General features: G+C 34.9%; 12 protein-coding genes and 1 pseudogene. 3 read left to right on the top strand and 10 right to left on the bottom strand.

Features of this window, described 5'->3' with window-relative positions; all coding sequences use genetic code 11:
• Positions 1-300: 300 nt before the first annotated feature.
• Positions 301-864, top strand: coding sequence for a DUF4352 domain-containing protein (locus DJ93_RS18390; protein WP_042984251.1), 564 nt, complete (start codon positions 301-303; stop codon positions 862-864).
• Between the two features lie 143 nt (positions 865-1,007).
• Here the strand turns inward: DJ93_RS18390 and lepB are convergent, their stop codons facing one another.
• From lepB to DJ93_RS18375, 3 genes are all read right to left on the bottom strand, one after another.
• Positions 1,008-1,571: a signal peptidase I gene (lepB, locus tag DJ93_RS18385; RefSeq protein ID WP_042982417.1), complete on the bottom strand. Its 564-nt coding sequence runs from the start codon at positions 1,569-1,571 to the stop codon at positions 1,008-1,010.
• A 60-nt stretch (positions 1,572-1,631) separates the two neighbouring features.
• Entirely contained in the window at positions 1,632-2,225 is a 594-nt protein-coding gene (locus DJ93_RS18380; protein WP_042982416.1) for a TVP38/TMEM64 family protein, read from the bottom strand.
• A gap of 218 nt (positions 2,226-2,443) precedes the next feature.
• Complete coding sequence (locus tag DJ93_RS18375) at positions 2,444-3,025, bottom strand: competence protein ComK (protein WP_042982415.1); 582 nt, start codon at positions 3,023-3,025, stop codon at positions 2,444-2,446.
• A 270-nt stretch (positions 3,026-3,295) separates the two neighbouring features.
• Between DJ93_RS18375 and DJ93_RS18370 the strand changes: the two genes are divergently transcribed.
• Positions 3,296-3,478: a hypothetical protein gene (locus DJ93_RS18370; protein WP_042982414.1), complete on the top strand. Its 183-nt coding sequence runs from the start codon at positions 3,296-3,298 to the stop codon at positions 3,476-3,478.
• Between the two features lie 118 nt (positions 3,479-3,596).
• Here DJ93_RS18370 and cspA read toward each other — a convergent pair whose 3' ends face one another.
• A complete protein-coding gene (gene cspA / locus DJ93_RS18365; protein WP_000301522.1) occupies positions 3,597-3,800 on the bottom strand; it encodes an RNA chaperone/antiterminator CspA in 204 nt (67 codons plus the stop codon).
• 310 nt (positions 3,801-4,110) lie between these two features.
• Here cspA and DJ93_RS18360 point away from each other — a divergent pair, with 310 nt between their 5' ends.
• A complete protein-coding gene (locus tag DJ93_RS18360; RefSeq protein WP_042982412.1) occupies positions 4,111-4,605 on the top strand; it encodes a DUF6584 family protein in 495 nt (164 codons plus the stop codon).
• A gap of 40 nt (positions 4,606-4,645) precedes the next feature.
• Here the strand turns inward: DJ93_RS18360 and aceA are convergent, their stop codons facing one another.
• The 6 genes and pseudogenes from aceA to DJ93_RS18325 all read right to left on the bottom strand — a co-directional run bounded on the left by aceA (position 4,646) and on the right by DJ93_RS18325 (position 12,863).
• The gene (gene aceA, locus DJ93_RS18355) at positions 4,646-5,923 is read right to left on the bottom strand and encodes an isocitrate lyase (protein WP_042982410.1); all 1,278 of its coding nucleotides are present in this window, start codon (positions 5,921-5,923) and stop codon (positions 4,646-4,648) included.
• A gap of 23 nt (positions 5,924-5,946) precedes the next feature.
• A complete protein-coding gene (aceB, locus tag DJ93_RS18350; protein WP_042982409.1) occupies positions 5,947-7,536 on the bottom strand; it encodes a malate synthase A in 1,590 nt (529 codons plus the stop codon).
• 208 nt (positions 7,537-7,744) lie between these two features.
• Positions 7,745-8,940, bottom strand: a protein-coding gene (locus DJ93_RS32295) for an IS3 family transposase (protein ID WP_117288021.1) whose coding sequence is annotated in 2 segments (ribosomal slippage) — positions 7,745-8,634 and positions 8,634-8,940 — 1,197 coding nt in all. Because the reading frame shifts where the segments join, the coding sequence is not laid out codon by codon here.
• 108 nt (positions 8,941-9,048) lie between these two features.
• Positions 9,049-9,714 carry an S-layer homology domain-containing protein gene (locus DJ93_RS18335; RefSeq protein ID WP_042982408.1) on the bottom strand — a complete coding sequence of 222 codons (666 nt, stop codon included), beginning with the start codon at positions 9,712-9,714 and terminating at the stop codon, positions 9,049-9,051.
• A 336-nt stretch (positions 9,715-10,050) separates the two neighbouring features.
• Positions 10,051-10,959: a DMT family transporter gene (locus tag DJ93_RS18330; protein WP_042982407.1), complete on the bottom strand. Its 909-nt coding sequence runs from the start codon at positions 10,957-10,959 to the stop codon at positions 10,051-10,053.
• A 176-nt stretch (positions 10,960-11,135) separates the two neighbouring features.
• Positions 11,136-12,863 (bottom strand): annotated as a pseudogene (locus DJ93_RS18325) (methyl-accepting chemotaxis protein).
• Positions 12,864-12,990: the final 127 nt, after the last annotated feature.

The raw sequence follows: 12,990 nt of genomic DNA, 5'->3' as shown, positions 1-12,990 counted from the left end.
CCACCTTTCACTTACATAACGAACGTTAGTTTGCTACTATAATTGTATTATAGGACGATTAAAAAGACAAACATGGTTCTTTTTCTATCTCTTAAATTACCACATTAAACGAAATTACTTTCCATATACCATTTTTAAAAATTTCAGTATTGATTTGTAGCTTGATTATATTGATGAAATGATTAAGTTGAAAAGTAATGGCCCTCCTATATATATTCTAAAACAGCACATACACAAATAATGGGGAATTTGATGTTATTTATTTATCGCACTTTAAATATATTAAAGGAAGAGTTAGGGATGGATACTGAAACGAAGTCAAAGGTTTGGGAATATTTTGGATGGGGAGCTATCGTAATTGTTGGAGCTATTGTAACATTCTTAGTCATGATTCTTATATTTGGTGATCCAAAAACAAAATATACAATCCAAGAAGTAACAACAGAAGGACAAGAAGTGAAAGATGCTGAAAAGGATGTAAAAAAAGAGCACTCTATTGGAGAAACTATCAAACTAGGTGATCATAGACTTACTGTTACAGATGTAAAGAAATCGGCTGGTGGAGAATTTGATAAGCCGAGACCAGGAAACGCATTTGTCATTGTATCCGTAAACATTTATAACGGTAGCAAAGAGGATATACCGTATAGTCCACTAGATTTTGAGATGAGAAATAGTAAAGGAAATATTACTAGAATGACATTTTCAACCGTTAATCAAAATACAGCTTTAAACTCTGGTCAATTAGCACCGAATGGACAAGTAACAGGATCTATTGCTTTCGAACAACCTGTTGGAGAAAAGTTAAAGCTACAATTTACACCTAACTTCTGGAGTAAGAAAAAGATCATTATTAACTTATAAAACAAAAAAAGCACATGAAAAGGGGATTCCATGTGCAACAATAATTTAGGTACGTTAACGATAACATGAAAGCTCCAATATGTAGGGCTTTTTCTTTTTTTCTCAATAAGAAACATAATCGGGCGTGGTAAAGTAAAATTTTATTAGCCTTTCGAAAAGTTCACCTGCACTTCCTGAATCGGCCAATATCGCAAATCAACTTTACCGACAACTGTATCTGCTTTTACAAAACCGAAATGTCTACTATCCCAACTACCAAGGCGGTTATCACCGATTACAAAAACATGCCCCTTCGGTACAACCATCTCTCCCGTTAACTCTTCTAACGTGAAATCTCCCGTTAACTGCCGACCCTTCGCTTGCTTCTTATACGGTTCCAAATAAGGTTCATCAATGAATTGTCCGTTTATGTATAGTTTGTCATGCTTATATTCGATTTTATCACCAGGTAAGCCGATAATTCGTTTTACATAGTCTTCTTTTTTATTCGCATGAAACACAACAACGTCAAATCTATTTAACTCCCCAACTTGGTAGCTTACCTTATTCACAACGAGCATATTTCCATCTTGCAATGTCGGCATCATTGACTTTCCTTCTACAACGTACGTTGAAAAGAAAAACGTTCGAAAAAATACAGCTAATAGCACCCCTATTAAAATTGTTCGCATCCACTCTAGGCCTTCTTTTTTCAAAGCTTTCTTCATCCGCTTCTCCCCTCACCCTTTAATAATGGAGCTGCATTTTCAAAGAAGACTAGTCTAGTCTTAGTATAGTTCTAGCTTTACTTCAATTTTTTTACCGACATACCATAAAATAAAAATAACAACGCCAACAATAATGGACTTCACTGGTTTATGAATAAACGAAGTTAAATCATGGCCGATATAAGTTAAAATAAAAATCATAACAAGTTTTCCAAACGCTAATGCTAGCCCAAATTGCTTAACACTAATGCGAGATAAACCAGCTACAACATTGATGAGTGCAGATGGAGTAAATGGAAAACAAAATATAACAAATATAGGTGCGAACCCTTTTCTTTCAATCCACCCCATCGCCTTACGTACTTTCGGATGCTTATTTACAAAAGAAAAGAAACGACTCCGTCCAAAGCGGCGGATAATGAGAAATACGAGTAACGCCCCGATAACTGATCCAAGCCATGAATATAGAAAACCAAGCCAAAAACCAAATGCAACAGCATTCGCCAACACAAACACAATGAGCGGCAATGCTGGAATAAGTGCCTCTACCATCGGTAAACCAATACCAAGAATCGGTCCAAACGCCCGGTAGCTCTCAACAATTTGATCCATATTTTCTGCTGAAAAATACTCTTTGATTGTTTGAAAATCCATTCTACAATTTGCCCCTTTTCTCTAATTACTACCCCTACTGTACCATTGCTTATACGAAAGAGGAAATGGTAGATACGACATATGGAGATGTAATTATTAAGTTTCCATATCTATCGTTCGAAATCCTTCATTATTTACGTATGATAATCTATCAATATTTGACAGGATGTTACATATGAATAAAAAGAAAAGGATGGGCTCTCCCATCCTTTTCACTATTACATATCCTCTTCTTTTACAAAATACACTTTCTCATATGCTGGCTTTAATTTCGATTCATCCTGTTTATCAACTTCTTTGAAACGAGGGCTTCCTTGCTTCTCTTTACGGTCTTCATATTCAGTTCGTAATTTCGCCGTACGATTTTGTTGATTTTCAAAGCTACTCTTTGATATTTCTAATTTCACGGCGAAGCCATTTATAAATCGAATAATAAGATTTCCATCTGTTAGTTCTTTATTACTTTCAATATAAAAATGAGATAACCACGCGCATTCTTTTCTAGAATAAGAATACGTAGGGAAAAAATAAAGCTGATCCGTCGGACTAATAGCAATAGGTGCTTTATGCGTAATATGAGTTAACTCTTTTGTTCCTTCTTTTCTACCCAAAAAACTGGACCCGTGTTTGCGACAACTTCTTTCTATAATATCAAGAGGTTTTTGAAATACGAAAAATGAATCTGCCATTTCAACTATTCGTGTCACAACCGTTTTTTCACCTAGAATAACAGGAAGTAAGGCCATCGTTTTCTTGTTTACAACATAATTTTCGACATAACGTTCTGCTTTATTCTCCATATTCTATGATCTCCTTTACGATTTTTCATTATAGTAGCAGCTGCATGAGTAATTGTATCATCTGTAAAAATGAAATAGTTTACATTCCCTTATTTTTTACAAACAATTATAATTCCTAAAATTTTTGACATATAATTTCTGTTTCAACATGCGAGAAACAATAAATAGAGCTACAGCCCTCTTGTATCATTTCATCCAAAAGAATATAGCATGATTTGCAGCAACTAACTTTGCTATAATAAATATAAATTTGATAAATGGAGGTTTAGCATGGAGAAGAAACATGAACCACCAACAATCCACATGAAAAATAGCGGCATTGTTATTATAAAAAATTCAGCAAGTATTCTCATCGGGTTATTTTGTATTTTATTACTATTTACCACGTCGTTTCGTAAATCTAAGTGTCCTAAATGTAGTCGCAAAGAAAAAAAGAAAGCAATAAAAGAATAGCACACATATATTTATATCGTTGAAGATTAAAAGAAGCAGTATTCTAAATATATGCTTTTAAAATGAACAAAAAAAAGGATGGCATAAGCCATCCTTTTTCCCATCATCAACTATAAAATTATAGTTTGATTACGTTTTTAGCTTGAGGTCCACGGTTACCTTCTTCGATTTCGAAGCTAACTTTTTGACCTTCTTCTAAAGATTTGAAACCTTCAGTTTCGATTGCAGAGAAGTGTACGAATACGTCGTTTTCGCCTGGAACTTCGATGAAACCGAAGCCTTTTTCGTTGTTAAACCATTTTACTTGTCCTGTTACTGCCATGATTATTTCCTCCTAAGAAAATACAAATTTTTAGTTTTCCTGTATAAAAAAAGAATCCACACATTATCAAATACGAAACATAAACTAGTTCTCACATACTTTTTCTCGTTCGTTTTCAGCACTTGATAATATATGGATTGCTTAATTTAACTATTCAACTGACACCATCATAGCACACAAAAAAAAGAATGTACAATCTTTTTTGAAATTAAATTTTCTAATTTTTAGTATTTCTTATAAAATAGACTCTTAGTTATACCCTAATAAAAAAAGATATGCTCTTAATATAATCTTTCAAAAGGAGAAATATATGACACAGGAAATTCCTGAAAAAACATTAAAAAAAATCAAAAAGGATATTGAAAACAATAATTTAGGAAAAGCGAGAGATAGATTACACGGGTTAATCGCTACTTATCCTAATGAATTAAAGCTTCGGAAAAGTCTCGGGGATATTTATTACAAATTACAATATCCCGAAATGGCCGGACGATATTGGTATCTTGAAGAGCATAAAACATCTATTATGCAGGAAGCATGTCTTCAATTTGAAAAGTCGATGGGAAACGATCCTTATCACATAGTAAGAGCCTTAAAATTTAAAGGAGATCGTGAACTTATTAAAGAGTTATATCCTGAGCATACTCTCTCTCCTTTACAGAAAAAAGTTAAAGAAACAATAACTGAAGAAATTGAAGAAACGTGGCAAGACAAACTGATTCTTTTCGGATGTCTGTCCGTGTTCATTTCGCTGATTTTGTGTGCTTTAATTGGTATTTATACGATATTCGATTGGATATTTTAAATAATAAACAGGTGCCTGTTATAGACACCTGCCTCTCTTCTTATTTCGTAAACTGTGCTTCTTCTGTAGAGCCTTTTAGCGCCGTCGTAGATGAAGTACCACCTGTAATGACTTGTGCTACTTCATCAAAATAACCAGTTCCAACTTCGCGTTGGTGGCGCGTTGCAGAATAGCCATGTTTTTCCGCTGCGAATTCTGCTTGTTGTAATTCAGAATACGCTGCCATGCCACGTTCTTTATAGCCACGTGCTAATTCAAACATACCGTAGTTTAATGCATGGAATCCAGCAAGTGTTACGAACTGGAATTTATAACCGTATGATGCGATTTCTTTTTGGAAGCTCGCAATTGTTTTTTCATCTAGTTTTTGTTTCCAATTAAATGAAGGTGAACAGTTATAAGCTAGTAATTTCCCTGGATATTTCTTATGAATTTCTTCTGCGAAACGTTTTGCATCTTCTAAATTTGGCTCAGATGTTTCACACCAAACAAGATCTGCATACGGAGCATATGCTAAGCCACGTGCAATCGCTTGATCAAGACCTGCTTTCGTGCGGTAAAATCCTTCAGGTGTTCTTTCCCCTGTAATAAACTCTTGGTCAACCGGATCGATATCGCTCGTAATTAAATCTGCCGCATCAGCGTCTGTTCTTGCAACGATAATTGTCGGCACACCCATTATATCCGCAGCAAGCCTTGCAGAAATTAAATTACGCACCGCTGTTTGCGTCGGTAATAATACTTTTCCGCCTAAATGTCCGCATTTCTTCTCTGAAGATAATTGGTCTTCAAAATGCACACCTGACGCGCCAGCTTCAATCATTCCTTTCATTAACTCAAATACGTTTAACTGTCCGCCGAACCCAGCTTCAGCATCTGCTACAATTGGTACGAAATAATCTGTATCACCAGTGCCTTCCATATGTTGAATTTGATCTGCACGTTGAAGCGTTTGATTAATTCTTTTTACAACAGCCGGTACACTGTTCGCTGGATATAAACTTTGGTCTGGATACATATGTCCAGAAAGGTTGGCATCAGCCGCTACTTGCCATCCGCTTAAATAAATGGCTTTTAAACCAGCTTTTACTTGTTGCATCGCTTGATTTCCTGTTAAGGCACCAAGCGCATTAATATAATCTTCTGTATGAAGTGATTCCCAAAGCTTCTCCGCACCGCGGCGCGCTAACGTATGTTCAATATCAATAGATCCGCGCAGACGAATTACATCTTCAGCAGAATATGGACGTGTTACCCCCTTCCAACGCGTATCTAGCTCCCAGCTTTCTTGTAATTTATCAATTCTTTCGCTTTTCATATGTTCCATCCCCTTTTCCTTTTTTATAAAATTTCATAACCCGGTAATGTTAAAAACGGTATAAACTCATCATTACGAACAAGGTTCGTAAATAATGTTGTTGCCTCTTCAAACCTACCTTCCTTAAATTGCTCCTTACCAATCTCTCTTTCTATTTTCGCTAGTTCCTCTTCTTTCAATTCTTCCATCAATTCAAAAGTAATGTTACGACCATCCTGTAATTTTCCGCCTTCATGACGAATCCACTGCCATACTTGCGCTCTTGAAATTTCCGCTGTCGCCGCATCTTCCATTAAGTTATAAATTGGAGCTGCTCCACGGCCACTTAACCATGACGCAATATACTGAATACCGACGCTAATATTAGTGCGAAGGCCCTCTTCTGTAATCGTTCCCATCGGTACTTCTAATAAATCCTTTTCTGTTACATGAATTTCTTCACGCTTTCTAAAGATTTGATTCGGTGTTTTCATAATGTGATTAAATACTTCCATTGCAACTGGTACGAGTCCCGGATGGGCAACCCACGTCCCATCATGTCCATCTAAAGCTTCACGTTCCTTATCAGCACGCACCTTTTCGAATGCCGCTTCATTTGCTTCCGGATCATTCTTAATCGGAATTTGCGCTGCCATTCCACCAATTGCTGGCGCATTACGGCGATGGCATGTTTGAATTACTTTCAAAGAATACGCACGCATAAACGGCGCTGTCATCGTGACTTGCGCTCTGTCTGGAAGTAAAAATTCATTATGATTACGAAAACTCTTTAAGAAACTAAAAATATAATCCCAACGGCCACAATTTAGGCCAGCTGAATGATCACGCAATTCATATAAAATTTCATCCATTTCAAAAGAAGCGTGAATTGTTTCAAGTAGTACAGTCGCTTTAATTGTTCCGTTTGGAATCCCCATATATTTTTGAGCAAACACGAAAACATCATTCCATAGTCTAGCTTCTAAATAACTTTCCATTTTCGGCAAGTAAAAGTATGGACCACTTCCTTTTGCTAACAGCTCTTTCGCATTATGGAAAAAGTATAGACCAAAATCCACTAAACTACCTGACATATTCTCTCCGTCAACTTGCATATGTTTTTCTTCTAGATGCCAACCTCTTGGACGCACAATTAGTACAGCTGTTTTACTATTTAAACGATACTCTTTTCCCTTTTCATTCTTATATGAGATCGTTCCCTTAACAGCATCACGCAAATTAATTTGACCTTCCACCGCATTCCTCCAAGTTGGCGAATTTGAATCTTCAAAGTCGGCCATAAAAAGATGTGCCCCTGAATTTAAAGCATTAATTACCATCTTTCTATCCACTGGTCCCGTAATTTCTACACGGCGATCTTCCAAATCTTGTGGAAGCGGCGCAATTGTCCAATCTCCCTCGCGTATATACGCTGTTTCTTGTAAAAATTCCGGAAACTCTCCTGCATCAATTTTCTTTTGTTTTTCCGCTCGTCTTTGCAGCAATTCTATACGACGTTCATTGAAATTTCCATGTAGCTCTTTCAAGAAACTAAGCGCCTCAGGTGTCAAAATTCCGTTATATGCTGATAATACTTCTCCAACGAGTGTAACTCGTGAAGTTTGCGTCGACATATTAGCATCCCCTTCTTAAACTGTTTTATAACAGATTTGATTTTATGTTTTATATTATATAACAAATCTTCAGAAAAGGAAGTTTTTTTTGAAAATTTAACTTATTTTTTTATGAATCTATACTTCTTATCACTATTTCTCACTGAATAAAACAAAAAAGACCGGTGTTATGGTCTTATCCCTGTCAAGTAGACAGTATTAAAAAAGACTAAGCAGCCATTGAGAGTCGATATTCTATCGGAGCTCGATGGTTGAGTCGTTTTTGAAACCGTTTATAGTTATAAAAATAAATATATTCCTCAATTGCTTGTATTAAATCTGTTTCTGTTTTAAAATGATGCAAATACAACATCTCCGATTTTAAATGGGAGAAAAATGACTCGATACAGGCGTTATCATGACAGTTTGCTTTGCGAGAGTGGCTGCCAATGATACCTAAATCTAAAAGTCGTTTGTTGTAGGCATGAGATGTGTACTGGAACCCTTGATCTGAATGGAGAATAGTTCCACGCACATCTCTTTTTTGCGCCAACATTTCAATTGTATCTAATACAAGTTCATTATCATTGCGCTTAGAAATTTTCCAAGAAACAACTTCGTTATTATAAAGATCTTGTACGACAGAAAGATAACGGAACCCCTCTTGGAATCGTAGATAGGTAATATCGGTAACGAGCGCTTCATTTTGTTGGCGGTTTTTAAATTTACGGTTTAAAACATTTGGAAAGGTATTGGAATACTCTCCTTTAAAGAAGCGTCGCTTCTTTCGAATAATAGATTGCATGTTGAGTTCACTCATTAAGCGATAGACCTTTTTGTGATTCACAAAATAACCCTCTTCTTGTAAAGCAATTTTCATACGTGGATAGCCATATTCCTTGTGCTTTAAGTGGATAGATTTTATTACCTTTTTTAATTGTTGATCCGATTCTAGTCGCATGTTTTTAACCAATTTCGTATGAATCCACTTATAGTAGCTTGACCGATGTATACCTGCAAATTTAGTAAGCCATATAATTGGATATTTCCTTTTTAATGATTCAATGATCCGATATCTCTCTTTATATTTTAGTACGCCTCCATTTACAGATTTGGATATTGCTTTTTTAAATATTCAACCTGTGCCTTATAGTAATCCCGCTCCTCTTCAACAGTGTTGAAATGAACACGTTTCCCTTTTAAAGGATTTGGAATACCTTTCATTCCATTATTCTTCCCACGTGTATCTTTAATTTCACCGCATTCTTTATATTTTTTTACCCAATTTTTCAGTTGGGTAGGGCTCTTAATCTGATATTTTTCCGTTATCATATCGTAGCTTCCTTCTCCATTTAAATAACTTTGAACAGCTGATAACTTTAATTCTTCTGAATATGCATTGAATGTTGAACCTTTTTTAGCCATGAAAAATCCCCTCCAAGTAATAGTGTAACATCCATGTATGTACATGGTCTTTTTACACTGTCTACCTAAAGGGGATAATATCATGTTATACACCAGTCTTTTTACAAATTATTGTTGAGACTCATCATTTAAGATTGCTTTATATAAAAACTTAGCATACTGTTCACGTGTTACCTTCATGTGCGGAGCGAATTTCCCTTCCCCAACACCTTCAGCAATACTATTTGATCCTACTGCATGAATTGCATCGTATGCCCAATATCCTTCTGGAACATCTTTAAATCCTGGGTTTCCTTTCACTTCTAAATCAAATGCTCTTGTAATAATCTGTGCCATTTCCGCACGTGTTAAAGTATCTTTCGGTCTAAAGTTTCCTTGTTCATCACCAGTGAAAATTCCTAACTCGGTTAATGCTAATATTTCTTCCAGGAACATTGTTGAATTTTCGTCAACGATATCGCCATATGGATTTTCATACTCGTCTTGTTCTTCAATATCAAAAGTACGGTAAATTAACGCAGCTACTTGCTCACGTGTTACATTATCCCCAAAACCAAACACGCCATTTCCGTAACCATTAATAATTCCCCAATCTGCTAACTCTTGAATTGCGTCAGATGACCAATGCCCTTTTGGTACATCATTGAATACAACAGAATTAGCTTGTTGTTGCTTTACGATTCCTTCAGCATGTGCTGTCGTACTTTCCGCACTTAATCCAATCCCACCCATAATTGTTAATGCTGTTGCTATTTTAAAAAATCTTTTCTTCATCGAATCCTCTCCCTGAAACATGCGTTTTTTATAATATACAGAAATTACAAACAAGTAACAATATGCTTATTCCACTTATAATTGACAACTTTGTGAATCATATTTCACATGATTTTTTGTACATCTCGTTGATAATAAAGTTACTGTAAAATAATTATTCCCATCAAAAAAAGCACAAATTTTATACATTTGCACTTTTTACATTCCTTATATTTTGATATATATTTTGAATTCACTTTATTTCCAGTCTTCCCTCAAACGACAATTCATAATTACCTTATTTAGAGGATGAGCATATTACAAGTGTATTCCATTCAAATTTCCAGTTTCTATAGCTTAAAACTCTGAATAAGCTTTATCATTCACGATTATTTCTTCATTCTTCGGTTTCCAAAACGTTAACGCCATTCCTACAAATATAAGAATAATGCCTACAACCTGCATGCTAGTCGGCCTGAACCCAGTAAATACTGTATCTAATAAAATCGCCACACCTGGATCTAAAAAGACTAATACAGAGATAAGTCTTGTCGGTAAATCTCTTAAACTATCAAAAAATAAATAATATACAAATCCTGTATGTATGAGTCCTGTTGCTGTAATCGCAATCCAATTACTTTGTGTTAATCCTTGAAATGCTCCAAAGTCTACAAATGGTAATAATAGAAATATCCCTAGGAACGTTTGCACAAATGTCATTGCATATGCGCTCGTATGCCTGATTCCTTTCCCTAATAAAGTTGTAAATGCATAAAATAAAGCTGCGAGAAGTGCCCAAATCATTCCAGATGACATTAATTTCTCTAATGATACACTTCCATCTACACCCGCTACTAAAACTGTACCGATAAAACAAATAATAATAGACATAGCAGCAAATACTGTAAGTCTCTCTTTAAATACGATACTACCAATTATTAATACAATTATAGGCGCAAGATGATAAACAGAAATCGCAATTGTAATAGACATCAATTCAAACGCTTTAAATAAAAACACCCAGTTAAAAACAAGAAATACGCCGCAAGCCAGTATTTGTATTACTTCTTTTTTATTCCATTTCTCCTCTTTATATTGCCCTGTTACAATCCAACATAAAGTTAAAAATAAAGTCGCACAAATACAGCGAACAAATACCAATTCAAAAGAAGGTAAACCCGTTTGTATTGAAAAAAATCCAATCGATCCGAAAATAGACATCGAAAGGATCATTTTTATAGCCGGCATTGACTTTGAATTAAACAATTTTCTCCTCCTCCTACAATCCTCTCTTTATAAACTAAAAATTCTAAAAACATTACATATCATTATATATTACAATTGAAAAACTGTAAAAAAAATAGAATGTTAAAAGTAGGATTCACACAAAATTTTCTTGCTATTTATTCAAAGCAATTTCACTATATATAAACTTAAATACACTATTTTTGAAGAGTAAATTGTGAAACAATCTGTTTTAATCCTCCAGCTACCCTATGCAGATGTTCAATTGAAACCGAGATCTCTTGAACAGATTTTTCTTGCTGTTGAATAGACTCTTTTACTCTATCAGTTCGGTCAGATGACCTTTGGAAAATTTGAGCCATGTCTTCTGCAGAAGCAGAAATCTCTTCACTACTGGCTGCTATTTCATCTGTAGACGTAGATACAGTTTGAATTTGATTAGATACTTGCTGCACTTTTTCTGTAATTTTTCCAAATACTTTTTCTGTATGCATTACTACTTGTGTACCTGCCTGTACCTCATTATCTACTTTCCCCATCATATCTACCGTATGGTTCGTTGTTCCCATAACTTAAGTAATAAGCTTCTCAATCTGTTTTGCAGAATCACTAGATTGTTCTGCTAATTTTCGTACTTCATCCGCCACAATTGCAAATCCTCTACCACTTTCACCAGCGCGTGCGGCTTCAATTGCGGCGTTTAATGCTAATAAATTAATTTGCGATGTAATACCTTGCATAACATCAATAATTTTTACAATTTCTTCTGATTGCTCCTTCATAGCCTCTACTTGCTTAACGCCGCTATGTACTGACGTTTGAATTGTATCCATCTGTTGAATCATTTGTTTCATTAACTTGTTTCCACTTTCTGCTTCTAATGCTGATTGTGCAGACAATTCATTCACAGATGAGGATGTATTCACTATACTTTGCATTCCTTGTGTCAATTCTTCCATCGCACCCGCCGTTTGTTCCATTGCTTGCTTTTGACTCTCTGCGCCATTTGCAACTTCTTCAATATCTATAGTGATTTTCTTAGCCGCACTGCTAGATACTTCTGATGCAGATACTACTCCGTCTGCATGTTGGAATAAAAGCTGAATATTATTCTCTACTTCTTGCATATTTGCTCTTAGCCCTGCAATCATCTCGTTAAAATCACTTACTAATACACCTAATTCATCCTTAGCATTATAATCACCATGTACAGTTAAATCTCCTTCTTTTGCTCTTTCCATCATACGACTAACCGTTTGTAAAGGAGTAACTATAAGCTTGCTAATAATATAACTTACTATACATATAATGATTGTAGTAACTACTACAAGAATGATAAAAGTAATAACGGACCGATCTATCATTTTTTGAGAATCCTTAAATACTTGGTCAGCTAAATTTGAAACATACGCTTCTAAATCTACCGCATAACCAGCTAACTCTACTCCCTTTGGTTTTAATTCCTTTTGAAATTCGTTTAGCATTTGAGATTCATTTGTTACCTTCGCTTTGTCAAACACCTTTTTATATGCCTCCATATAACTTGGCAAAGATTTCTTCACCTTCTGAAACAGCTCATCCTCTTGCTTACTTAAATCGAAGCCATCATCATATTCTTTTAATAAAGAATCATATTTTTTAAGATCCTTTTCAATATTTCCAATAATCCCCTCTTTATTTGTCCCCTCATCTTGTGACGTTGTAATTAATTCTAGTAAGTTATATTCTAAAGAATTTTGTGTACGAAGCATTCCTTCTAATAAAATTGCAGAATATTGATAATCATCTACTACAACCTCTGTATCGTGCTTAATCTTATTAATAGAATTAATTGCTACACAACTCATAATTACCATGCCCAAAACTGCCAATGAGATAAGCGAGAATAATTTATATTTCACTTTTAAATTTTGTAAAAAATACATATTTACACCTTTATTCCTTTATATACAGATTTTTAGAATTTTATAGCTTATTATTTACAAAATCACAATAAAAAGCAATGATAAATATTCCCATTTTCAAATTTATATTTTTATATAAAGAAAGAAG

This window comes from Bacillus clarus, assembly GCF_000746925.1.
Classification (GTDB): Bacteria; Bacillota; Bacilli; order Bacillales; family Bacillaceae_G; genus Bacillus_A; species Bacillus_A clarus.
This window is presented reverse-complemented; position numbering and strand designations above follow the sequence as displayed.

What these genes read in the sequence shown, in the direction of transcription:
- DJ93_RS18360 (WP_042982412.1), top strand. Translation starts at nt 4,111, where the DNA reads ATGACACAGGAAATTCCTGAAAAAACATTAAAAAAAATCAAAAAGGAT.
- DJ93_RS18375 (WP_042982415.1), bottom strand. Translation starts at nt 3,025, where the DNA reads ATGGAGAATAAAGCAGAACGTTATGTCGAAAATTATGTTGTAAACAAG.
- lepB (WP_042982417.1), bottom strand. Translation starts at nt 1,571, where the DNA reads ATGAAGAAAGCTTTGAAAAAAGAAGGCCTAGAGTGGATGCGAACAATT.
- aceA (WP_042982410.1), bottom strand. Translation starts at nt 5,923, where the DNA reads ATGAAAAGCGAAAGAATTGATAAATTACAAGAAAGCTGGGAGCTAGAT.
- DJ93_RS18370 (WP_042982414.1), top strand. Translation starts at nt 3,296, where the DNA reads ATGGAGAAGAAACATGAACCACCAACAATCCACATGAAAAATAGCGGC.
- aceB (WP_042982409.1), bottom strand. Translation starts at nt 7,536, where the DNA reads ATGTCGACGCAAACTTCACGAGTTACACTCGTTGGAGAAGTATTATCA.
- cspA (WP_000301522.1), bottom strand. Translation starts at nt 3,800, where the DNA reads ATGGCAGTAACAGGACAAGTAAAATGGTTTAACAACGAAAAAGGCTTC.
- DJ93_RS18335 (WP_042982408.1), bottom strand. Translation starts at nt 9,714, where the DNA reads ATGAAGAAAAGATTTTTTAAAATAGCAACAGCATTAACAATTATGGGT.
- DJ93_RS18390 (WP_042984251.1), top strand. Translation starts at nt 301, where the DNA reads ATGGATACTGAAACGAAGTCAAAGGTTTGGGAATATTTTGGATGGGGA.
- DJ93_RS18380 (WP_042982416.1), bottom strand. Translation starts at nt 2,225, where the DNA reads ATGGATTTTCAAACAATCAAAGAGTATTTTTCAGCAGAAAATATGGAT.